At 35.4% G+C, this 22,575-nt stretch carries 18 protein-coding genes and 4 pseudogenes; 5 read left to right on the top strand and 17 right to left on the bottom strand.

Going from position 1 to position 22,575, the window contains the following annotated elements; all coding sequences use genetic code 11:
• Nucleotides 1–44: 44 nt before the first annotated feature.
• Both JCM21714_RS00240 and JCM21714_RS17860 read right to left on the bottom strand, forming a co-directional pair.
• Entirely contained in the window at nt 45–458 is a 414-nt protein-coding gene (locus tag JCM21714_RS00240) for a helix-hairpin-helix domain-containing protein (protein WP_052000296.1), read from the bottom strand.
• Nucleotides 409–639, bottom strand: a complete 231-nt coding sequence (locus JCM21714_RS17860; RefSeq protein WP_052000295.1) for a hypothetical protein — start codon at nt 637–639, stop codon at nt 409–411. Before JCM21714_RS17860 ends, JCM21714_RS00240 begins: the two co-directional genes overlap by 50 nt.
• A gap of 78 nt (nt 640–717) precedes the next feature.
• On the opposite strand from JCM21714_RS17860, the gene comER reads away from it, so the two are divergent.
• Nucleotides 718–1,551 (top strand): late competence protein ComER, encoded by an 834-nt coding sequence (gene comER / locus JCM21714_RS00235; protein ID WP_035720780.1) that lies wholly within the window; start codon nt 718–720, stop codon nt 1,549–1,551.
• 437 nt (nt 1,552–1,988) lie between these two features.
• Here comER and JCM21714_RS00230 read toward each other — a convergent pair whose 3' ends face one another.
• From JCM21714_RS00230 to JCM21714_RS00220, 3 genes are all read right to left on the bottom strand, one after another.
• Nucleotides 1,989–2,648: a CPBP family intramembrane glutamic endopeptidase gene (locus tag JCM21714_RS00230; RefSeq protein WP_035720777.1), complete on the bottom strand. Its 660-nt coding sequence runs from the start codon at nt 2,646–2,648 to the stop codon at nt 1,989–1,991.
• Nucleotides 2,645–3,481 (bottom strand): metallophosphoesterase, encoded by an 837-nt coding sequence (locus JCM21714_RS00225; RefSeq protein WP_035720774.1) that lies wholly within the window; start codon nt 3,479–3,481, stop codon nt 2,645–2,647. Before JCM21714_RS00225 ends, JCM21714_RS00230 begins: the two co-directional genes overlap by 4 nt.
• 243 nt (nt 3,482–3,724) lie before the next feature.
• Nucleotides 3,725–4,897 carry a sensor domain-containing diguanylate cyclase gene (locus JCM21714_RS00220; protein ID WP_052000294.1) on the bottom strand — a complete coding sequence of 391 codons (1,173 nt, stop codon included), beginning with the start codon at nt 4,895–4,897 and terminating at the stop codon, nt 3,725–3,727.
• Between the two features lie 261 nt (nt 4,898–5,158).
• Between JCM21714_RS00220 and JCM21714_RS00215 the strand changes: the two genes are divergently transcribed.
• Both JCM21714_RS00215 and JCM21714_RS00210 read left to right on the top strand, forming a co-directional pair.
• Complete coding sequence (locus JCM21714_RS00215; RefSeq protein ID WP_084040525.1) at nt 5,159–6,268, top strand: DUF2515 family protein; 1,110 nt, start codon at nt 5,159–5,161, stop codon at nt 6,266–6,268.
• Nucleotides 6,269–6,411: 143 nt separating this feature from the next.
• Entirely contained in the window at nt 6,412–7,893 is a 1,482-nt protein-coding gene (locus tag JCM21714_RS00210) for an HD-GYP domain-containing protein (RefSeq protein WP_035720768.1), read from the top strand.
• Between the two features lie 46 nt (nt 7,894–7,939).
• Here the strand turns inward: JCM21714_RS00210 and JCM21714_RS00205 are convergent.
• From JCM21714_RS00205 to JCM21714_RS00195, 3 genes and pseudogenes are all read right to left on the bottom strand, one after another.
• Nucleotides 7,940–9,270, bottom strand: a pseudogene (locus JCM21714_RS00205) (CoA-disulfide reductase).
• Between the two features lie 83 nt (nt 9,271–9,353).
• Nucleotides 9,354–10,064, bottom strand: coding sequence for an HAD family hydrolase (locus JCM21714_RS00200; protein ID WP_035720765.1), 711 nt, complete (start codon nt 10,062–10,064; stop codon nt 9,354–9,356).
• Nucleotides 10,065–10,082: 18 nt separating this feature from the next.
• Nucleotides 10,083–10,934 (bottom strand): patatin-like phospholipase family protein, encoded by an 852-nt coding sequence (locus tag JCM21714_RS00195; RefSeq protein WP_200868422.1) that lies wholly within the window; start codon nt 10,932–10,934, stop codon nt 10,083–10,085.
• Nucleotides 10,935–11,166: 232 nt separating this feature from the next.
• Here JCM21714_RS00195 and JCM21714_RS00190 point away from each other — a divergent pair, with 232 nt between their 5' ends.
• Nucleotides 11,167–12,336 (top strand): MFS transporter, encoded by a 1,170-nt coding sequence (locus tag JCM21714_RS00190; protein ID WP_035720760.1) that lies wholly within the window; start codon nt 11,167–11,169, stop codon nt 12,334–12,336.
• A gap of 119 nt (nt 12,337–12,455) precedes the next feature.
• Nucleotides 12,456–13,043: a class I SAM-dependent methyltransferase gene (locus JCM21714_RS00185; RefSeq protein ID WP_035720757.1), complete on the top strand. Its 588-nt coding sequence runs from the start codon at nt 12,456–12,458 to the stop codon at nt 13,041–13,043.
• Between the two features lie 82 nt (nt 13,044–13,125).
• Here JCM21714_RS00185 and JCM21714_RS20625 read toward each other — a convergent pair whose 3' ends face one another.
• The 9 genes and pseudogenes from JCM21714_RS20625 to JCM21714_RS00150 form a co-directional block, all read right to left on the bottom strand.
• A complete protein-coding gene (locus JCM21714_RS20625; RefSeq protein ID WP_035721771.1) occupies nt 13,126–13,323 on the bottom strand; it encodes a hypothetical protein in 198 nt (65 codons plus the stop codon).
• Between the two features lie 55 nt (nt 13,324–13,378).
• A complete protein-coding gene (locus tag JCM21714_RS20620; protein WP_235182521.1) occupies nt 13,379–13,576 on the bottom strand; it encodes a hypothetical protein in 198 nt (65 codons plus the stop codon).
• Nucleotides 13,577–13,741: 165 nt separating this feature from the next.
• On the bottom strand, nt 13,742–14,845 hold the full coding sequence (locus JCM21714_RS00175) for a 5-methyltetrahydropteroyltriglutamate--homocysteine S-methyltransferase (RefSeq protein ID WP_035720755.1): 1,104 nt from the start codon (nt 14,843–14,845) through the stop codon (nt 13,742–13,744).
• A 108-nt stretch (nt 14,846–14,953) separates the two neighbouring features.
• Nucleotides 14,954–15,873 (bottom strand): annotated as a pseudogene (locus JCM21714_RS00170) (LysR family transcriptional regulator).
• Between the two features lie 529 nt (nt 15,874–16,402).
• Nucleotides 16,403–16,800, bottom strand: a pseudogene (locus tag JCM21714_RS00165) (RDD family protein).
• Between the two features lie 75 nt (nt 16,801–16,875).
• Nucleotides 16,876–17,877, bottom strand: a complete 1,002-nt coding sequence (gene sppA / locus JCM21714_RS00160) for a signal peptide peptidase SppA (RefSeq protein ID WP_035720752.1) — start codon at nt 17,875–17,877, stop codon at nt 16,876–16,878.
• Nucleotides 17,878–18,065: 188 nt separating this feature from the next.
• Nucleotides 18,066–18,997 (bottom strand): annotated as a pseudogene (locus JCM21714_RS00155) (DMT family transporter).
• Between the two features lie 6 nt (nt 18,998–19,003).
• A complete protein-coding gene (locus tag JCM21714_RS17855) occupies nt 19,004–19,612 on the bottom strand; it encodes an ATP-binding protein (RefSeq protein WP_052000293.1) in 609 nt (202 codons plus the stop codon).
• 38 nt (nt 19,613–19,650) lie between these two features.
• Nucleotides 19,651–22,572, bottom strand: a complete 2,922-nt coding sequence (locus JCM21714_RS00150) for an AAA family ATPase (protein ID WP_052000292.1) — start codon at nt 22,570–22,572, stop codon at nt 19,651–19,653.
• Between the last annotated feature and the right edge of the window lie 3 nt (nt 22,573–22,575).

Genomic DNA, 22,575 nt, shown 5'->3' with positions numbered 1-22,575 from the left:
AATATAGTGAAATTGTACCGATAGATAAGCTTTGCGTCAATAAATTACGGAATCCTCACATAAGCTTCGATTTTTTCCACCGTTTTTTCACCTATCCCGGAGACATTTGTTAAGTCTTCCATTTTTTCAAATCGTCCATATGTTTCTCGATATGTCACGATCTCATTTGCTTTAACCTCCCCTATCCCTGGTATGGTTTGGATTTCTTCAGCAGTTGCCGTATTAATTTTTATTTTATTAGTATCATTACTTGTACTGTTAAGCTCTATATTAGCTTTATCTTCACCTGCAGTCGGAACGTAAATTACCATTTCATCATATATTCGTTCCGCTAAATTAATCGCTTCCGCTTCAGCATTTTCAAGGAAACCACCTGCAGTTTCGATTACATCTTTGACCCGATCTGACTCATTTACTTGATATACCCCCAGGATTTTTGATTGCTCCTTTAATATCAACCATATATATTAATTTTTTTGGTTCTTCTATTTCTTCCTCTATAGTATTTCCTAAATCAGTTTCTTCGGTTAAATCTATCGATGACTGCTCGAGATTCTCAGCTGTCGGTTCCACCGTAAGCCAAATTACAATGGCAATTGCTATTAAGAGAATATACCAGTTTTTAATTAACCAAGACATCAAAATCATTCCTTTATCATAGAATAGTAAAGTTGTTCATAGGATATTGGTAAGAAATTATCGAAGGAGGCGAACAAAATGAAATGGGGGGGTTTAATCGGTACGGGGGGGAACATGGGGGGGGAAGTCTTAATCACCGCTTTTTTAGAATCTGAATTATTGAAGCAAGAAGACCTTTATATTACCAATCGAACGATAGCTAAAGCGTATGCGATCCAAGAGAAATATCCAAGCATTCATGTCAAAGAAAATATATTTGAATTAATTAACGAGGTTGATACCATTTTCTTATGTGTAAAACCAGCTGATATGATCGATGTTTTAAATGAATTAAAGCCTATTTTAGAAGATGAGCATTTATTAGTATCCATTACTAGTGCATTATCGATATGTGATATCGAATCAATCGTAAATTGCCAGGTGGCACGAATGGTTCCAAGCATTACAAACTATGCATTAGCAGGTGTTACCTTAGTAACATTTGGTCAAACAATCGATTCATATCAAAAAGAACTATTTTTAAAGAGGTGTCATTACTTTTCAGAGCCGCTTGAAATTGAGGAAAATATTATGAGAATAGCCTCTGATATCGTGTCATGTGGTCCAGCTTTTTTTGCGTTTTTAGCTGAAAACTACATTCAGGAAGCAATTAATTTAACAGAGGTTTCCCCCCCAGAGCAAGCAACATTACTTATGGAAAAGATGTTTATCGGGTTTGGGAAATTACTTGCCGAAAATCATTTCACCTTAAATGAATTGATTGATAAGGTCTGTGTTAAAGGTGGAGTTACCGGAGTTGGTATTGCTTCTATGGAAAAGAATATGGATGGCTTATTTAAAGAATTAATTCAACAAACACATCATAAATTTAAAGAAGATAAGGAAATGATCGCTGCCAAAATTAATCATTAATGACTTGAAAACTGAAATAACAGCTGTGATCTTTCATCTGTTATTTCAGTTATTATACTTTCTTCAGAACAAATATTACCCGGGAAACCGCATAAAACGACCTACTTTCGTCAAAAAAGAACAAACCTTAAAAATTACTTTAGGCAGGCGTTATTCTACCCTAAGAGTATTATAGTGAAAAAAGATTTCATCTTATCCAGCTGATTCATTTAGTTAAATGTTGCTTCTCATGAGCAGATATAAATTTCATGAATTTACGGGAATTATAAATAATCTTCTTAAAAGTAATATTCGATATATATCCCTATTTTCCTGCATTATCTACTAATTTTTTTAAAGTTTTTATTTAAAGGTTTAAAGACGTATTGAAATATAAGCAAATGTCAGTTTACTTTTTTCAAAATAATAAATTCTTAGTCATTAATTTCATTGATCAATTATATGATGCCGAAAAGCATCATACCAATCAGGTTAATGGATATATTAGCACTGATATGTACGATCCAGGAAGGCAGTATACTATCCGCTTTTTCGTCTAAACGATTGAATAATAAGCCTGCAATAAATAAACTGATCAAAATCAACACAAATAACCAAATGGAAAACCAGTCCGTCATCATCGCAATATGATAAATGGCGAACATACCTGCACTAAACAGGTACGCTATTCGTCTTGTGGAAAATCGTAATAATGTTAAAAATGCAAAGCCTCTAAAGAAAAATTCCTCTAATAAAGAGTTAACGATGGCAATATAGATAGCGACAAATATAAAATTTGTTTTATCGACTCCAATATTATTTTCTAACATAACGGTAACTTTAGAAAAATCAAAAAAACCATTAAATGAAAAATATGCTGTTAAAATAAGGAGGAATACCCCAGTTGCTAATAGACTAGCTACTTTTAAATCATTGAATTTTAATGAGAATAATTCTTTAAAGGAAATTTTTACTACAAATCGAATAAACACAAAAGGCAGCACTAAAAAAATAACGAGTTTAATTAGTGACTTTAACATATAATTAGGAGTTAAGTATAATTCGACACACGCCATTGTTATACAAGCCAAAATTACTAATATTATTAAACGTTTCATCCATTTTCACCCTTAACGGTAATCAAGGTCATTTGACTTTGATTAAATAAGCGTATATCAAGCGTACTGGTACCCAATCCACTATCAATATATAGTTGCTGTTGCTCATTTATTTGGAATAATCCTTGATCATATTCAGGAAAGAGTCCCTGACCAGGCGCAATGACTGCACCGATAAACGGCAAGCGAATCTGGCCACCGTGTGTGTGGCCGCTTAAAGTCAAATCAACCTTTTGTGGGTAATGGTTCACGATTACTTCTGGTGCATGTGCTAAAAGAATGGTAAAGTAGCGATCATCTAAGCCTCTTAACGCTGCTTCCATATCTGAGTGCCCTGTAGAAGAATCCCCCCCTATACCTGCTAATTGAAAGAGAACATTGTTTATTTCAATGGCTGCGTTTTTATTATCTAAGTAATGAACGCCACTTTTTAAAATTCCTTCAAAGAATTTCTCTCTTAAAGGATTACCCCATTCATGGTTTCCTGTGACATAATACGTATCTGGATTGAAAGCTGCTACTTTCTCTATGAAAGATAAGACATCATCCATCTGTTCTGTATCTCGATCTATGACATCTCCTGTTATTACAATAATATCAGTCTGTAACGATTTAATTTTATTCAATAATCGTTGATTTTGCTCATCAAATTGCTTATTATGTAAATCTGTCAGATGTAAAATAGAAATTGATTGATTTTCTTGTATTTGATCAGATGTGATCATGAGAGTTTTCACTTTAAAATAATTGGTATCGTGATAAATTTTTAATAGTAAACTTAATAATAAGATGATAAAACCAATCCAGATCATATATTTTATTCCTCTTTTCATATATTCAACCTCATTCTTGTAGACTTCTACTACCATCCTACCACATTCATTTAAAATTGTTTTTTATTTTTACAATTTTCGTAAAATATAGAAGTGTGTTAAAAAATCAGAACAAGCATACCCGAGAAATAATTCTATGTTAAATGAAAATATGTATAAACATTAAAAACTCACTGACCCTATTATGGTCAGTGAGCAAACTAAACAAATAAGTGAAAATGTTTCCACTGAGTGTTCGTCTATTTATGATTTTAAGGAATGTTGGATTCTATTAAACCATCTCGAAAAAATACTTTCATCACTCAATGTGACATCCTGCAAATCTACTGTATACAGCTTATAGTTATTTTTACCATTATTTTTTGCATAATACATCGCCTTATCTGCACGTTGAATGAGCTCTTCTTTATGATCACCGTTTTCAGGATACATGCTAACCCCTATACTTACCGAGATTTGTACTTCTTTGCCATCTATAGTATAAGGTTTAATGATATTTGCTATTAGTCTATTTGCTATATCTTCTATCTCATCCTTACTCGTTTCTTCGAGTACGACAATAAACTCATCTCCACCTATTCGGGCAATTAAATCTTCTTCCCTCGTACTTTGACTAAATCGTTGTACAACATCCTTTAATAAATGATCACCCGCACTGTGTCCAAGGGTATCATTCACTTTTTTAAAGTCGTCTATGTCAATAAACATTATTGAAAGACTATAGTTATGACGTTTGGATCTTGCTAATGCTTTTTGAATATGACGATCTAACATCTTCCGATTAGGCAAGTCTGTTAAATCATCAAAATATGCCATTCGTCGTAGTTCAATTTCAAGTTGCTTGTGCTTAGTTACATCCATAAATTGACCGTTAATTCTAGTAACTTCTCCAGAAGGGTTGGTCACTGGATTTGAAATTTTTCTAATCCATTTTTCCCCTTGAGAAGGATGTACTACTCTAAACTCCATTTCGACACTATTTCCCTTATACAACAATGACTCTTTTTCCTGAACGCAATCCATATCATCAGGATGCACAAGATCTTTCCATAATTCTACATTAGAATTAAATTGATTTTGGGTAAAGCCAAATAACTGTTCGATCCTTATAGAACATCTAGTATCCCGTTCAATTAAATCATAGGTAAACAAGGCGCCACCTTCAAATGACTTAAAATAATGCTCATATACCTGTAGCTCTTTTGTAACCTGCTTCATTTCACGTGTAAGATCTGCTTTACTACTTTCCAGAACTAGATTATTATTTATCGTGTCATCAAATTTGCCGCCTATCCACCAAACAATCATAATGATCAATACATATACAACAACCGATGATATTTCCACACTGTTAAACATAAAATAGTTGTAAAGAAGAAGCACTATGCATAGTAAAGTAATTATTACTGCTGCCATTCTTCCCTGCCTGTACATAATACTCACCTATTCTTTCTCTAATTCAAAGAAACATGAATTTTCTTGTTTTTAAAATAAACTTTTTCGACAAAATAATACAATAAATGATGATTTACGCACTATAAAATTATACTATAGTTCTACAACCGATGTAAATAACGATGCTCGCAACTTAACTTATTCCTACACTACTATAGGAAAAATAGAATATTCCGCATAAAAGAAACAAACACTATAGCGTATTTCTATCCGGTTTAGGAGGTGCTGAATATTTTTACATTTATAAATAGAGACCCTGCATTATTAGAAATAAAAGAAAAGCTTAAACAAACTCCTCAAAAGGTGTTTATTAATAGCAAAGAGCGCGAAATCATTCAAGAAACAAAAAGAAAAACAAGTAGATTAAACCTTAACAATATTACAAGGACAAAGGCATATCTCGAATTTTACAAAGAATTTCCCGAGATTGAATGGGCTTTTTTAGCACATTTAGTATCTAGAAATGCCGGCTGGAATATGACAGATTTACAAGGAAGTTTTTTATCTGCTTTAATTACAGATAAAGAGAAAGAAACATTTTTCAATTTCTTAGAACGTGCTAATTGGTTAATATTTCAAGATGCTTACCCGCAACTTTTATTATACAAAGAAAGCATACAACAACAAACTAATCTTTTTCATTTGTTGACTTCATGTGGTGTTTCTTATTTTATGGAAGTATTGTGGAATCATTTTTATCACTATCGAAATAAATATTTATTATCGACTGCTCTAATTATTAATGAGCAAAGCTATATCGAAAAAAGAGTGATTCAGCATACAACATATCAAAAATCGATTTTAAAATCAGCTGAATTTAAAATACAGGATTTCCTGCAGTTAAATCAGATCCTTTTTCCATATCATGATAAGCAAAAAATAAAACTTTTAGGTCAATCGGTCCATCACTTTGCATCTTTAGAGGAACGAATTTTGTTAGGAAAACGATTATACCAAATAGTCTTCGATAACATGTACTATTTAACCATCTTTGATTGGGCAAAAAATCACACACATACTGGTTCAAGATCTGACTTTTGGCCTCAATTATTTCATCCAATCAATGAAAATTTACCAGGAAAACTTCAAAACCCTATGATCGAGAACTGTAAAGTAATATCTGCTTCAGCACGTATTTATAGTCCAGTACTATCCAGCTCGTGGCCTAATTCCACTCAAGTTGCTGCTGAAAATGGCGATTGGTTTTCTAAATGGCAAGTAATCGGCTATTTGAAAAAGCATGAAAAAGATTTACAGACTGACATGACCAGACAGTATTGTCAATCGATAGAAAAACTCCAGTTTGCAGCTATCGCTAAAGGTATGATTTAAATAGGTATATTGACTATGAAATTATACTTCATTTCAATATATTTTGATAAATTAGATAAATAGTTCTATTACTTTTAATCATAATATGGTATCTTTTTAGTACAACAAGAATTGATCATTTTTACAAAAGGGGGGTATCATCATTGATAATCTATCAATCTTTCATTAAAATCCTACTGAGAAATTATATAATAGGTTCATTGCTTGCTGTTTTAGGTGTTGGCGGTGTTTTTATTTTTCACACATTATCCTTAAGTCAAAAGGATATTATTATACTGACAGCAATTTTACTTTTTTCATTAATTATTATGTTTACAGTGGAATATCGACAATTCACTAAAGATATTCAACCGATAAAAGCAATATTCTCGCAATCACAACTATCCTATTCCACTATTCAGGAAGGATTCGAAACTGCTAATAAATTTCCGATCTTTGCGATGAAGCGTATTTTTGGTCCTCATCTTTTAGGACTTAGCATTCCGGCAATCTTGCTTACAAACATACTTATTTATACAGGTGACTTAACGATTCCAGCTTACTATATTTTATTGGCTGTAATTGGCGCCATTTTAGTAGCGGGAATGCATGCATTAATCGAATTTTTCCTTACGACAACTGCAGTTCAATCTGTGATGAAGGAAATAGTGAAGCTGGCAGAAGAAAAATATAATAAGAAACTTTCTTTAGAAGGCAGAATAGTTATTTCATTAAAAAGAAAGTTTCAAATAAGTAGCATTTTCATTGGCATCTTTCCATTACTTTTATTTGGCTTAGCATCTCAAATCCGATTTCAGGAAATCTCCAATGGTACCTTGGGTGAATATTGGGAATGGGCAATTGTGGTTATGGTGATTAATATTGTCTTTGCAATTGTTGCCTCTTACTTATTATACAAAGGAATAGAGCAACCAATCGAACAATTAAAAGATGATATGCGTTCCGTACAATCCGGTAGCTTAAAGAAAACGGATGAAATCTATTCAGATGAATTTTCCAGATTAACATTAGGCTTTAATCAAATGGTAGATGGAATTAAGGAAAGAGATCAATTAAATATTAATTTATCAGAGAGTCTGATCACCACTCTTGCAGCAGCTTTAGATGCCAAAGACTCCTACACAGCTGGTCATACCGAACGTGTCGCAATGTTCTCAGTGGAAATTGCAAAACGAGCAAATCTTGATGAACTGCAAATATCGAATTTACGCAAATCTGCGCTGCTACATGATATTGGGAAGATCGGTATTCCAGATAAGATTTTATTAAAAGATGGGAAATTAACGGATGAAGAGTTTGCAGAAATTAAGAAACATCCGATTTATGGGTATGAAATTTTAAAACAGGTTACCCCGATTTCTAGTATTAAACCATATTTAAATGGAGTGCGCCATCATCATGAACGTTATGACGGAAAAGGATATCCTGATCAGTTAAAAGGTAACGATATTCCCTTGTTTGGAAGAATTATGGCAGTAGCAGACGCTTTTGATGCTATGACATCAGATCGGCCATATCGAAAAGGCTTTACACAAGAGAAGGCAATCGCCATTTTAAAAGATGGAAAAGGTACACAATGGGATGAAGAGTTTGTCGAATTGTTTCTTGATTATTTAAAAGTATAAAAAAACCTCTTCCATCCATATTGGATCGGAGAGGTTTTTTAACATTTTATATTTTTCTTGCCATTTGTTGAATTGGATCCCAAACTCCGTTATAAGGAGGTGCATATGCAAGATCTAAATCTGTCAATTGTTCTACTGTCATGTTATTATATAAAGCCGTTGCCAACACATCAATTCGTTTATCTACGCCGGCTTTACCAATGATCTGTGCACCTAATAATAGATTGTTTTCCTTATGATATACAAGTTTGATGTCCATTTTTTCAGTTCCTGGATAATATCCCGCATGATCAGAGGCTGTGATCGTTTCTACAGCATATGCAATTTGTAGATTTTTGGCTTCTTGTTCTGTTAAGCCAGTCCGACCTAGAGTTAAATCAAAAAATTTAATAATAGAAGTCCCCCACAATTCCTTTAAAAGTTAAACGATGATCAGCCATATTTGCACCCGCAATACGCCCTTGCTTATTCGCTGTTGTTCCAAGCGGGAAATGATCATCTAATTGTTTTACAATATGGTATTGTGTTGCACAATCTCCAGCAGCATACACATTTGGAATAGACGTTTGCATGTAACGATTGACCACTAATGCACCTTTATCATTCCTATGAATTCCGGTATTCTTTAAGAAAGAAGTATTAGGCGTCACCCCGATACTTAATAATACTAGATCTGTTGTATATGTTTGTTTATCTGTTTCAACTGCTTCTACTCGATGGTTACCCCTAAATGATTGAACTTCTTCTTCTAAAATAATTTCTATACCTTTTTCTTTCGCTTTTTGTTCAATAATTGTTGCCATATCTTTATCGAAAATCGGAGCAAGTTGTTTGCCACGTTGGATCAATCGGACCTTCTTATCAAGATGGACGAAATTTTCAGCCATTTCAAGTCCAATATAACCTCCACCAACAACAGTTACTTCATTTATTTCTTTGGTTAAATCTTCTTTTATTTGTTTCGTATCCTGTAATGTTTTTAAAGAATGGATACCGCTTAAATGGATACCCTGCCAATCAGGAGCAAGTGAATCTACACCTGTCGCAATTAGTAATCGATCATATTCTATCATAAAGGAACTTCCATCCTCCAGATTTATCCCACTCACTTGCTGTAGATCCGGATCAACTTTCGTTACGTTAGTATGTATTCTAGCATCTATTCCATATTTTTCTCGAAAAGTGTTAACAGAACGCGCAATTACATCATTTGTTGATGGCACTAACCCACCAATAACGTATGGTAGACCGCATTGACCATAAGAGTAATCTTTTCCTTTCTCTAAAACAGTGATATCTGCTGTTCTATCTGTTCTCACAATTTCCATTGCTGCACTCATACCAGCAGCAACCCCCGCCTATGATAACATATTTCATGCCGCACACCTCCTGTTACTGGCATACCCTTCGGTGCTAATAAGTATGCATGATTTTTTTTGCGCTATGCTCAGATAACTTTCTTAGCTAGTGCTAGCGAAATATGTTAGCAGCTGGCTTGGATGATGTAATTCTTGATCAGGACGTATCTTGGAGTCTTCTGGTATTTCCTTGTTGCGATAATTAACCCAAATTGCTTTCCATCCCGCTTGCTTGGCACCTATGATATCTTTTTCATAGGAGTCGCCAATATAGACGGTTTCAGTTGGATTAAGATTTAATTTCTTTTCGACAATATCAAATATTACTTTTTTTGGTTTTGCTACACCGTGTGTTCCAGATATAAAAATGTGATCTTCAGAAATCCACTGTGTTAAGCCAAGTTGTTCAATCTTCATCGATTGATGGCCTTCTTCCCCGTTTGTTAAAATAGCTAGTTGTTTCCCTTGATTCTTTAGCAGCTCCAATAATTCTACTATTTCAGGAAATAGCGTGATATTTGCCTGGGCATCTTTATATGAATAATGAAAATCTGCTGCTTGTTCCTGGTTCATCGAAATGCCAAAATTTTCAAATGCCTTAATAAATCTGCCGGTTTGCCATTCAAAAGTAGTAATTTCACCCCCCCGTTCACTTTCGTCAAATAAAAGTTCTGAGTATTTTCTGCTTTTTTTGTATAGGTTGTCAAGTTCCTCAGGTGTAAAGTCTTGACTAATCTGTTCACGAACTGTTTGATGAAAAGACTGTGCCTGATCATACAGTGTATCATCGACATCAAATACGATAGTTTGCATGATGTTCTCCCCCCCTCCTTATGTTTGTAAAAATTCGTTTAATGCATCATTTAATTGCTCCAGATCCTGATAACCACGATGGTATAGATCCTTTAACTTATTCTTATTTCTTTCTACCCGTCCTACCTTTAGTTTTTCTGTAGGCGAAATAATAAACACGTTCCCTTTCTTTTCTTCTTCGTACAAGAAATTAATGGTTTCATTATATTCCTGATGACGTTTCTTTAATGCTGCTAATAAGCCTGGATATTGTTGATACTTCTTCTGCATATACCAATTAATGGACTGTGGTTTTTTATAATAACCTCTATTCCTAGTCAAAACTACTACGTTTTTCTCGTATCCATCCCTGATAGCTTGTTTAATTGGAATTGGCGCAGAAATTCCACCATCCATCAACGCTTTTTCGTCAAAATGGACAATTGGAGCAACCAATGGTAATGAACTCGACGCTCGTAATAAAGTAATCATATCATCAGCAAATTCTGATTTCCGGTAAAATAATGATTCACCAGTGGTACAATCGGTTACGCCAACTACAAATTCTTCAGGTGCACTGTTGAATGTTTCATAATCAAATGGCACCAATTGATTAGGTAGTGTATCAAAAATAAAATCCATTCCAAATAATTGCCGTTTGGTTAGCCAATTTCTAAACGACAAATACTCAGGATGGTTTACATACTCTATCGTCGTAATACGATTACGATCTATCTGTTTTGAAATGTAGGAGGAACCATTACAGGCACCTGCAGATACACCTATTACATATGGAAAAAAAGTGTCGTTTTCCATCAAATATCTGAGGACGCCTGCCGTATAAACGCCTCTGCTTCCGCCACCTTCTAATACTAATCCAATATCTTTCATCATATCCCTCATTGCTTCCTGTTTATTACAATAATTATATGATACAACAAAAAAAGCAGCGGATGCTAGTATTTAAAATTATAGAGCTTAGATTCAAGAGCCTTTCCAGCAAGTTAGAAAATTCAATATATCACATTTCTTCTCTTTCCTTTCGCAATCGTTTATAATATCTTCTGTTGCAAAGAACACAGGAATGGCAACTTAGATTACAGACAGAAAGAGAAGATCAATCATGAGTGCAAATCGATTTCGTTTTTGGATTTTAGTGAGTATTGTAGCTGTTTCTGGCTTTAGCCAGGGGATGTTGCTACCTTTAATCGCTGTTATATTTGAAAATAGTGGCGTATCTTCCTTTTTAAATGGAGTAAACGCAACTGCTCTATATATCGGAATTTTATTAGCTTCACCTTTTATGGAACTGCCTTTACGTAGATATGGCTATAAACCGCTTATTATTACTGGAGGATTTCTAGTTTTAGTTTCTCTTGCTTTATTTCCCCCCCTATGGCAATCATTCTGGTTTTGGTTCTGTTTAAGATTGCTGGTAGGAATGGGAGATCACGCCTTAAACTTCGGGGGGGCACAAACATGGATTACTGCCTTTTCGCCAGATCATAAACGAGGACGTAACATTGCAGTATATGGATTGTTTTTCGGGATTGGATTCGCGGTTGGCCCTTTAATGGTTTCGCTGGTGGAAATAAACGAAAGCTTGCCGTTTATTATTTCAGCATGTCTTACCCTGTTAGGATGGCTATTTCTATTTACTTTGAAAAATGAGTGGCCCGAGCAAAATTTGCAAATGAGCTCATTTCGTAATACCTTTCAGCGTTTTGCAAAGGCATGGAAATATGCATGGATAGCTTTTTTACCTCCATTTGCCTATGGCTTTCTGGAAACCTCTTTAAATGGAAATTTTCCGGTTTATGCACTAAGAATAGGAATGGAAGTTGGAAATGTATCAGCCTTGTTATTCGCATTTGCAATTGGTGCAATTGTATTTCAACTACCACTCGGAATGTTAAGTGATAAATTAGGCAGGAGAAAGATTTTAACGGCTGTTCTTTTTCTTGGATTCGTTTGTTTTTTGATAGCTGGGTTTATAGAAGGAACGTTTATTGCCTTGTTTGCTTGTTTATTTATCGCTGGAATGTTCGTGGGATCGATGTTCTCATTAGGTATTACTTATATGACTGACCTGATGCCAAGAGAATTACTACCCACAGGTAATTTACTCTGCGGTGTGTTCTTTAGTTTAGGGAGTCTGATAGGTCCATCCATTGGTGGCTTATACATTCAATTGCTATCACAGATAAGTTTCTTTTATTTAGTTAGTGCTTTGTTTTTAATTATTTTTATCATGACTGTCAGAAGGAATGATAAGATTACTCAGCCTCTCTAATAAGATCTCTTCTAATTTAAGAAGGTTTTATAGTGATCGAGAGTCTTCTTTTTATCATTTTATTTAAAACTAACAGAACCTTATCATTCTGATGTACTCTAAGAAAGGGAGACGATTTTATGTCGAAATGGATGGCCAACGCATATGACACCATCATGCAACCGTTTGAAAAGAATCGATTTAAAAAGGTAAGAGAGAACCTCATTCGACAGGCAACAGGCGATATACTGGAAATTGGAGCAGGAACAGGCATTAATTTTCAATATTACAAAAAAGATTGTATAATCACAGCCATTGAACCTGATCAAGCAATGCGACAACTAGCTTTTAAACGAATTGGCGATCGGCAAATTACCATTCATAATGAAAAAGCGCAATCCTTACCTTTTGAAGATCAGTCCTTTGATACAGTGGTTGCCACCCTAGTATTCTGTACCATTTCTGACCCTGAACAAGCGTTAACAGAAATATTGCGTGTATTAAAGCCAGGCGGAAAGGCTCTTTTTTTCGAACACGTGCGCGTGGGTCATCCTGTGATTGGACCAATCCAGGATATATTAACACCAGTTTGGAAACGTATTGCAGGAGGCTGTCATCTTAATCGCGATACAGAACAATTAATTACAGATGCCGGTCTATTAGTAACAAGAAGTTATGCTTTCTATCAAACCATTTTTCAAGTGATTGAGACAAAAAAAGATAACTAGTATGCAACAGAGAAAAAACTAAAATAAACGTTTTTTTGCTGAATCTTTCAAGATGGAAGCTATTTCTCGATCAGACGCTGACTTATTTTAACAATTTCTTTCTAAGTTTAAAAATATCAAAGGAAGTTTTTTGGTAGACTTTGTTATAAGTATATTTCTTTGGGTTTCGAATCCAACCATATCCTCTTGGCATTTTTAGCCCTGTTCTATGTACCAATTGGCGCTTCACACTTGTCCGAGCAGCAATCCTTTTTTTAAAACTAGGCTTAAGGATGACAATTTCATCTGTAATGTCCCCCCCCTTTTGGAACAAAGTTTCTGTCCCCTTTTCTTTCTTAGTTCCATTCTTTCAAGCGTTTCACTAGCTGTTTCATTTTGCTAATTAATTTTCCTTCTGATTCCCTTTGCTTGCTCCATTCATTATAGCTTGCAATGGTAATGAAGATAATACCTGCCACTAATAAATACCCGCACTCCCTAATTTGCATGAACTCTTTTTCACTGAGATATCCTTTATAATATAAGTTTACCATTTCTGTACGACAATCTTTTATCGTTCAGATTTTAAAATGAAGACCACATCCTTCATGTCAATCGAAATTACAACTATCAATTTCTACCATTATATCATTATTTTACAAGTTTGAAGTAATAAAAATCTATAAACAAAAAAGGGACAGTGAGCCTGTCCCTTTGTCTTATTTCCAGATTTCTTTTGAAATATCTACTATATATTTAAGTTTTGCCCATTGGTCTTCTTCAGTTAGAATGTTTCCGTGATGGGTTGATGCGAATCCACATTGTGGGCTGATACATAATTGATCTAATGGAACATATTTTGTTGCTTCCTCCACACGTGCTAAGATATTGTTTTTATCTTCAAGCTCTCCATGTTTAGATGTGAAGACACCTAGTACTACTCGTGCGCCACCATTAGGGATATGGTCAAGAGGCGTAAAATCTCCGGAACGGTCATCATCATATTCTAAGAAGAAGCCATCAACTTTTTCTTTTGCGAATAGAGTGGGTGCAATTGTAGCATAGCTTCCTTCAAATGCCCATTTTGAGCGATAGTTTCCTCGACAAAGATGAGTGGTAATTATCATATCATCCGGCTTCACTTCTAATACACCGTTTACTACCCGTAACGCTAAATCAATCAACTTCTCACGTGGAAATTCACTATCTGTAAATGTAATGTCTGGCGAATTTAGTGCCGCTATGTATACATCATCGAACTGAAGATATCGGCAACCAGCTTCATAAAATGCTTGAACAGCATCTTGATATGCTTGGATAACATCGTCTGCATATTCTTCAATATCTGGGTAAATATCTTCATTACGGATACCTGCATTAAATAATTGATTTGGACTTGGAATCGTCTGTTTCGCTACAGCTCGGTCACCAACAATTTCCTTGAATTGAATAAATTCTTTAACATGTGGATGATCCTGGTTAAACGAAATTTTGCCGATCGCACGTATATCATATCGCTCTGTTTCTTCTCCTTTAAACGCATAGCCATGATCAGGAATATACCCTTCCACGCCATTTAAATGCTCAAGGAAATCGGTGTGCCAAAAGCGACGACGGAATTCTCCATCCGTTACAGCCTGAAGACCTACTTCAATCTGCTTGTCTACTATTTTAGTAATTTCTTCCGTTTCTATCTCATGAAGTTCTTCTGCTGAAAGATTTCCTTCCTGAAAATCTTTTCTTGCATTATGAATCCGCTCCGTGCGTAATAAACTTCCTACATGATCTGCTCTAAATGGTGCCTGTACATTTGTGTTTGTCATAAATATGCTCCTTTTGTTGAATGATTAGTTTATTAATCTATTTTTAGTGTAACATTGTAAATCCTTATAAGGTAACACATATAATCTATCTTTTGTTATAGTTTAAAACTATAACAAAGTTAGCTCTTCTTCAATATTTTCCTTTAAATACTGGATATATATATTCGCCAATGTACTATTAGTAACATTTTTATGTGTAATATAACCCACATGAATATTCTCGTTTACTTCCAACGGCACCGCTATAATTTCTTTACTGTTTAATTTATGGCTAATCACACCAGTAGAAATCGTATAACCATTCAGACCAATTAACAAGTTAAACAATGTTGCACGATCACTTACCCGAATATTTTTTGGTCGTGATAAGGTACTTAATATTTCCTCAGAAAAATAAAACGAATTAAAATCACCTTGTTCATAGGACAGATATGGAAACGGATTTAGATCCGCTAATGTAACCGATTGTCTGTTTGCCAATGGATTCGTAGAACTAATAAACACATGCGGTTTTGCTACAAATAACGAATGAAAGGTGAGTTTCTCTTCACGTAAAAACTTATGTATCACTTTTTCATTGAAGTCATTTACATACAATATGCCAATTTCACTACGCAAATTTTTTACATCATCAATAATTTCGTAGGTCCTTGTTTCCCGTAATGTAAATTCATATTCTTCCCGATCATATTCTTTTAAAAGTCGGACAAAAGCACTAACCGCAAACGCATAATGCTGTGTAGAAACGGAAAAATTTTGCTGTGGCGAACGACTTTTATTATAGCGGTTTTCTAACAACTCTGCTTGCTCGACCACCTGTCGTGCGTAACCTAAAAACTCTGAACCTTCCTGCGTAACAACAATCCCCCCTTATTTGTTCGCGAAAAAATCTTGATACCAATCTCTTCTTCTAACTCCTTTAACGCATTCGAAAGACTAGGCTGACTAATAAACAAACGCTGAGCCGCCTTATTAATCGAGCGACTCCTCACCACCTCAATCACATACCTCAACTGCTGTAAAGTCATAAACATCCCTTCTCTCTAGGAACACAGAGCCTGTCCTACATGGACATGGTTACACGCTCTGTGTCCCGCCATGTAATTTCAACTACTTATGTCATTTAAATTATAATACATATGAAGACATAAGCAAGTATGTTCGCACTAAATTTTAGAGATAGTAAAAGATGAAAATAAAGATTGCATATGTTCTAAAAACTCATGAGAGATGATCAAGCGAAAGATGTACAGATAATCCTAATTTTAAAGGGACACAGCTATCGTGTCCCAATTACGTTTAATTATCTACATTTCTTGCGGATGAAGATGCTTTGCCTCGTCTTTGCTCATCTGGCTTCTTGTCTTTTCCATGAAGTTTTTCTTTTGGGGGCATAGGAATCCTTTGTCATGAGAAAACCTCCGCTTCAGAATAGTGTCAGCGTTCATTTTAAGAACAAGCTGCATGATTAGATTTGCCAAAAATAATTAAAACTATTCTGAATATATAATTCCCCCCCGGACACTCCAGTGCTATGGAATTCCAAAGACTTTTTCACTATTTTTCTATCACAACTCGGGTATTTCCAATCATGTCATGAATCCCTTGTTTTTCAGTAGTAAACGCAACAAACAGGTACAATAAGACAGCAATAAAGAACACACGATGAATGAACCTGCCGATCACCTCACGAAAGAGTAGATCACTCCAACTAAGAGATTGACTATCCTCACGAATTACCCTTAAACCAAAAATCATTTTACCTAGGTTTGATTATAAAATTTTGTCATCAGCAGAAAATAAAGATAAAAAACAATCGAGCTTATTGCTCCTGTGACCGTCCAAAACCCAATATCCATATTAAAACCATTTTCCATAAAATGAAAAGGTACAAGCAAGATACCATTAATACTTAATACAATAATTAAATCGACTAAGTATGCCCAGAAACGCATCCAAAATCCTGCATACTGAATGCTTGATGTTGGAGTAAGAGCAGTGTTTATTTCGTTAGTCATACCTATACCTCCCTAATGTGAATAAAGATACATTGCACGTGGAGCATTATTTTCTCGTAATAAGTCTTTAATTCCAATTAAATCTGACTCTGCACCTAACATAATTTGTACCGAACCACCAATCCATTGATTGAAATTCAAGCCAGGTTCGTATTCAATAACTTGTGCTTTTGTCAACTCATGTTCTGTTCGCATCATTTCAATTGTATCATCTAACGAACCAAGTTCATCAACGAGATCTACTTCTTGTGCTTGAGCTCCTGTATAGATACGACCATCGCCTAACTCGCGGACACGCTCTTCCGTCATATCTCTGCCATTTACAATAACCTGCACAAACTCTGTATACATATCATCTATCATGGTTTGCAAAATTGCACGTTCATCATCTGTCATTTCCCGAGACATCGACATAATATCTTTATATTCTCCACTTTTAATTGTGTTGAAATCAATCCCATGTTCATCAGCAAATTCTGCAAAGTTAAAGCTTTCCATAATGACACCAATAGATCCTGTAAGAGTTCCATGATGCGCAACAATTTTATCTGCTGGCGCTGCAATATAATAGCCACCTGAAGCTGCTGTATTACCCATTGAGATATAAATTGGTTTTTCGTATTGTTCTTGAATCTCCAAAATTTTATCATGGATTTCTGCACTTTCTACAACTCCACCACCAGGTGTGTTCACACGTAAGATAATGCCATCAACCTGCCGATCTTCACCAGCTTGATCCAGCATATCTAAAAAACGTTTATGGTGGTATGAATTCGTATTAATTAACGAGCTTGGTGCTGTATCCTGAATAACACCATTTAAATGAAGGACAGCGATTTTATTGTTGCCAGAACCAGTTTCTACAACTTTTTCATTGAAGTTTTGGTTCGGATCTTCAAAATTAAATAAGTTTTCAAAATCAGCTGTTGCTATACTTGAGAAAAACTGAAGGGTTATAGATGCTAAAAATAACGCTGCGGCAACAACTAATGCAATCCACCGTTTTTGGCTCATATGTATATTTCCTCCTTAATATCTTGTACTAAAACTAATTACGTTTATGAAGGAATAATAGTTTCACTCACATTAGTCTTTTCTTTTTTTAAGTATTGAATTCATAAAAAACCTCAAATGAAAAAAGTACTATAAATTAACTTTCAAAATTATCATTAATTACCATAATCTACTCATTACCTCTTAATCTAGGCTGTTTTTGTTTGGTTTGTAGTTATTTTCCGCTTTTGTCTCGCGGTAACGGTATAAACACCAATAATTACAAACAACATCCCTACTATCTGTTGCCAGGTTATCCTTTCGCCATATAATACCAACGCAATCCATGTTGCATTGATTGGAACTAAATTCATATACAGACCTGTTTTACTCGGACCAATATGAGATACTCCTTTATTCCATAATACAAAACCAATCACTGATGCAAAAATAATCATAAAAAACATCTCGCGCCAGGATTGAGTGGACATATCTCCAACCTTTCCCCATGAATTTTCTGTCATCGATAAAACCAACAAAAGTACAGAACCAATGATGGTGGTTACTGTAGTTGTTAGCAATGGGGGGGTTATATCCTTCATGACCACTTTGCCAATTAATCCGTGAATAACCCAACAAAAAAGGGCCGCAAGAAATAATAAATCACCTAAATTAAAAGATAAAGATATTAATATATGCCATGACCCTTTAATAATTACCAGAAAAACACCAAACCATGAAAGAAAAAGTCCGATAGCAATTCTAGCATTCCAACTTTCTTTAAAAAATAACACAGTGCCTAATGTAAGAAATACGGGAGTTGTGGCCATGATTAAAGAGCCGTTAATAGCTGAGGTATGTTCTAAGGCAATAAAGAACAAGGCATTATAGCCAAAAATACCAGTCAAAGCCATCCCGCCTAACCCTACGCCATTTTTGTTTAATTACTTGCCATTTCCATGCAGATTTAAGGAAGACTAAGCCTAATAGGATAATTCCAGCTAAGCCGAACCTTATCGTAGCTGCAGTGATTGGGGGGGATATTTCTGTGATAACGTGTTTCGCTGCACCAAAGGCACCTCCCCCAAAACAAAGGTACCAATAATAATATAAAGTAAATACGATTTGACGGCTTATTCATTTGTTGTTACACACTTCCTATCATCTGCGGTAATGATTGGGACAAAGAGTCTGTCTCCATGTCCCATCCTGATTGGATTTCTGTTTGTTGGTAGTTTTTTTCGGTTGCTATTTCGTTCATCAGTTCGATGAGTCGGCTATGGTGTGTAAAGAAGATGACTTGGGTCTGCTTGGATAACTCCATTAAGACTTGTAACGTTTCTTTAGATCGTTCGTCGTCAAAATGAACAAGAATATCATCAACAATAAACGGGATTGGTTCATTTTCAGACACATATTTTTCTATACTTGCAATCCGTAATGCCAAGTATAGCTGGTCTGTTGACCCGTCACTCATACCAGACACAGTTAATTTTTCATCTTCGTTACGAGTAGCCATGATGACTGGTTGATCTTTTTCATCAAAATCTACTGTAATACCGTCAAACGATGACAAGGTGAGGCGATGGAATATTTCACTGGCGCGATTAATAATTGGACTTTGATTTTGTTCACGGTAGTATTCAATTCCTTTTTTCAGTAATAGTGCGGCTAACTTATGATTAACATATTGATCTGTTAAATCAGTGATTTTTGCTAGTACACTTTGCTTTTCTTCTGCAGCTTGAACAGACACGAAGTTGGTTCCTTCAATTTTTTCTTTATATTCTCTTTTTACGACCCATGTTCCTGCTCAAACTCAGAACGGAATCCATCTAATTCATCACGCTTATGGGTTAACTCATCTAGTTCATGATCAACTAAATCGATATCTGTCTCTTCCGCTTCCACGAGCAATTGTTCCAATGTCAGTCCATTCCCCACTCCTACTATATCTTCTTCTATTTGGCTGATTTTCTCTTTATAGGATCTTTTTTGATTCGACGCTATTTCTACTTTTTCCAGTTCCTCTAACGTATCACAGTTTGCTTGCTTCAATAACTCGTTAAGTTCTTCTTTAGCATCCATACCTGTCTGTCTAGCTAATTCTTTCTCCTGTTGTAATTGCTGTCTTTGTTGTTTCAGATTTTCAAGCTTCACCTTATCTTGCTTAGCCTGATTCAACGCTTGATACAGTTGCGTTACAACCACATCCACAGCCATATTTTCAGTTGCCTGAACAAACGATTGATCCAGACTGTTTACTTTGTCATGGAAAAAATCTATTCGTTCATTTATCGATTTTATCTCATTTTCCACTTGTTTCATCTCATCATACGTACGAACACAATCTTCATACATCTCGATCAGTTCCTTGGCAACAGCCGGAGATGTATCAACAGGCAGGGAAAGTTCCCGGGATGCTTTTTCCCACTTTTCGTTCCATTGTTCCATTTGCTTATCTGCTTCTTCTTTACGGTCTGATGTTTTTTTGAGTTTTTCTTGTAAGTCGTTCATTACTGCCTGCAAATGATGTCTGTGACTTTCGTTTGCGGATAACTCTTTTCTGGTTTTTTCTGCCTGATCGACAAGTTCTGCCAGACTGTCAGCTGGTGAAATAGTAATTAAATCTGTTAAGGTATTTTTTAATAGATGATATAATTGATCGCGTGTTTTTATGAGTCTGTTTCGTTCTTCTACTATCTCACGTTCTTCTAAAATTAGTGCTCGAATCTGCTTAAATTCCTCGAGCCATTCGATCATTTCTTCAGGTGTTAAGGGATTTATCCTGGCAGGGCTCCACTCGTTCACCCACTCTTCCTTCCATCTCGTAAGCTCTGCTTCAATATCCGTATATTTGTTTTCAAGTGTAACCAGAGACTGTTCACTTACTTCAATATCAGAGATGAGTTTATTCTTCTCTCCTAATTTTTCAGCTTCTCTGCGCATCGTGTCTGCTGTATCATCTGATTCGCTGATACTCTTTTCAAACGCTAAATCAAGAGGAAGTCCTTGCGTGAATGCTTGAAGTGTTTGATCATCAACTACTTTATCATTTAATTTGTCTCGAATTACCAACCATCCTGTATCGCGATGCTGTCTTAATGTTTGTAAAAGGTCTTCAGTAGGAATATCCGCAACTGATTCAAGCTCACGAATCCGCTTATTATTTAATGCTTTCGATTCCCTTTCACCATCAATTTTTTCCTGTATTTCACGCAACTCTTTAGTTAGCTCTTGTTGTTTCTTGTCATATTTTTTAACGGTATTCGTTAAGCTTGGCACCTGTAATTGCATCAATTCTTCACTTGTACCACTGAATAAGGGAAGACGGTTAATAGCCTCAGCAATTTCTTCCTTTAACTGTTCGTTCTTGATTTGTGTTTCATAAATCCGTGCTTCCAGCTTGCCTTCTTCTTTCACCTGATTGATTACTTGTTCAAGGGTATCGACATCGATTGATTCACCGAGCTGATCTAATAAAACAGATTGCTTATCAACATCCTTCCCAGTTGTATCAAATTCCTTGTTAGCTGTTTTTCTTTCCTGTTCTAACAGCGGATATTGATCACATAGCTCACGAATTGATTTCTTTTTGGCAGCAGTCATTCGATAGCGTTCAATCTGCTCCATGCTATTTTCGCTGACATCGAGTTCTTTCAATGCAGTATGAACCTGTTGTGCTAACTGCCGGTGTCTTCCTTCTAATACGGGAATTTGCTCGCGATGATTACGATAACCCTCAACTTCTCGATTTAAGCCTTCGATCTGAACTTCTTGTTCCACTAACCCGTCTGGAATCGTCACTTTCGCTAACTCATTATCTATTTGTGAGATTCTTTTCGTTAGATCTGTAAGCTTGTCCTCTGCCTGCTGAGATTTTTGCACGCATTCTTTTCTTTTCTCTTCTGCATTTTCAGACAGCTCAGGTACATTTTCTAATTCTTTTCGTTTATCAATCATTTCGTTACGTAGAGCAATCTTAGGCAATGTCTGTTTTAAGCGACGGTATTTCGTTTCTTCGGTACTTAACATTTTTAATTCCTGTTTCAACTCAGCTATTTTTCTTTCACCATCTAAGTAGCTTTGTTCTAAATCTTTCCAGGTCTGAACTTTTAATTGATTGTCCGATATTTGCTTGGTGAGTTCTTTTTCTTCTTTAATCGCCTGATTGATCACAGGCTTTGATCCGCTTTTTAAATAAAGGTCCCGAGAATTGTTTTCTAACTCGTCTAATACCCGCCGAAGCACACTAATGCCAGATGCAGCAGAAAATAAGCTTTCTCCTACATGTCCATCACTCTGCAGCAGACTTGCGCCACCCTCACGTAAACGAACATGATCGAGCGCAAACATATTTACAAATTGCTGCTCAGACATTCCATCCAAAAACGTTTGAACTCGTTTTTCATCTAAGGGCTGATTCTCCCAATCAAGTACGGTATTCTTACGACCTTTCCTCCGATAGAATGATAGTGTTTCACCATGTTTATTCGTCAAACGACCGCCAACACGTAATTTCTGATTGCTATGAAGAAAAGAATCCGTTGTTTGTTGTGGAAACCCATATAACAGGTTAGACACAGAACGCAGAATCGTACTTTTTCCCGCTTCATTTGGTCCATAGAGAATATGAAAATTTTTGTCTTCTTCAAATAATAATTCATAATTGGTAAAATGACCGAACGCTTCTAAGTGTAAATAATCAAATCTCATGCT

The sequence above is a fragment of the Gracilibacillus boraciitolerans JCM 21714 genome (assembly GCF_000521485.1).
Lineage (GTDB): Bacteria > Bacillota > Bacilli > Bacillales > Amphibacillaceae > Gracilibacillus > Gracilibacillus boraciitolerans.
This window is presented reverse-complemented; position numbering and strand designations above follow the sequence as displayed.

Bases quoted from the DNA above. Each gene is read 5' to 3' on its own strand.
- JCM21714_RS17860 (WP_052000295.1), bottom strand. From the start codon at position 639: ATGTCTTGGTTAATTAAAAACTGGTATATTCTCTTAATAGCAATTGCC.
- comER (WP_035720780.1), top strand. From the start codon at position 718: ATGAAATGGGGGGGTTTAATCGGTACGGGGGGGAACATGGGGGGGGAA.
- JCM21714_RS00230 (WP_035720777.1), bottom strand. From the start codon at position 2,648: ATGAAACGTTTAATAATATTAGTAATTTTGGCTTGTATAACAATGGCG.
- JCM21714_RS00225 (WP_035720774.1), bottom strand. From the start codon at position 3,481: ATGAAAAGAGGAATAAAATATATGATCTGGATTGGTTTTATCATCTTA.
- JCM21714_RS00220 (WP_052000294.1), bottom strand. From the start codon at position 4,897: ATGGCAGCAGTAATAATTACTTTACTATGCATAGTGCTTCTTCTTTAC.
- JCM21714_RS00200 (WP_035720765.1), bottom strand. From the start codon at position 10,064: ATGCAAACTATCGTATTTGATGTCGATGATACACTGTATGATCAGGCA.
- JCM21714_RS00195 (WP_200868422.1), bottom strand. From the start codon at position 10,934: ATGAAAGATATTGGATTAGTATTAGAAGGTGGCGGAAGCAGAGGCGTT.
- JCM21714_RS00190 (WP_035720760.1), top strand. From the start codon at position 11,167: ATGAGTGCAAATCGATTTCGTTTTTGGATTTTAGTGAGTATTGTAGCT.
- JCM21714_RS00185 (WP_035720757.1), top strand. From the start codon at position 12,456: ATGTCGAAATGGATGGCCAACGCATATGACACCATCATGCAACCGTTT.
- JCM21714_RS20620 (WP_235182521.1), bottom strand. From the start codon at position 13,576: ATGGTAAACTTATATTATAAAGGATATCTCAGTGAAAAAGAGTTCATG.
- JCM21714_RS00175 (WP_035720755.1), bottom strand. From the start codon at position 14,845: ATGACAAACACAAATGTACAGGCACCATTTAGAGCAGATCATGTAGGA.
- sppA (WP_035720752.1), bottom strand. From the start codon at position 17,877: ATGAGCCAAAAACGGTGGATTGCATTAGTTGTTGCCGCAGCGTTATTT.
- JCM21714_RS00150 (WP_052000292.1), bottom strand. From the start codon at position 22,572: ATGAGATTTGATTATTTACACTTAGAAGCGTTCGGTCATTTTACCAAT.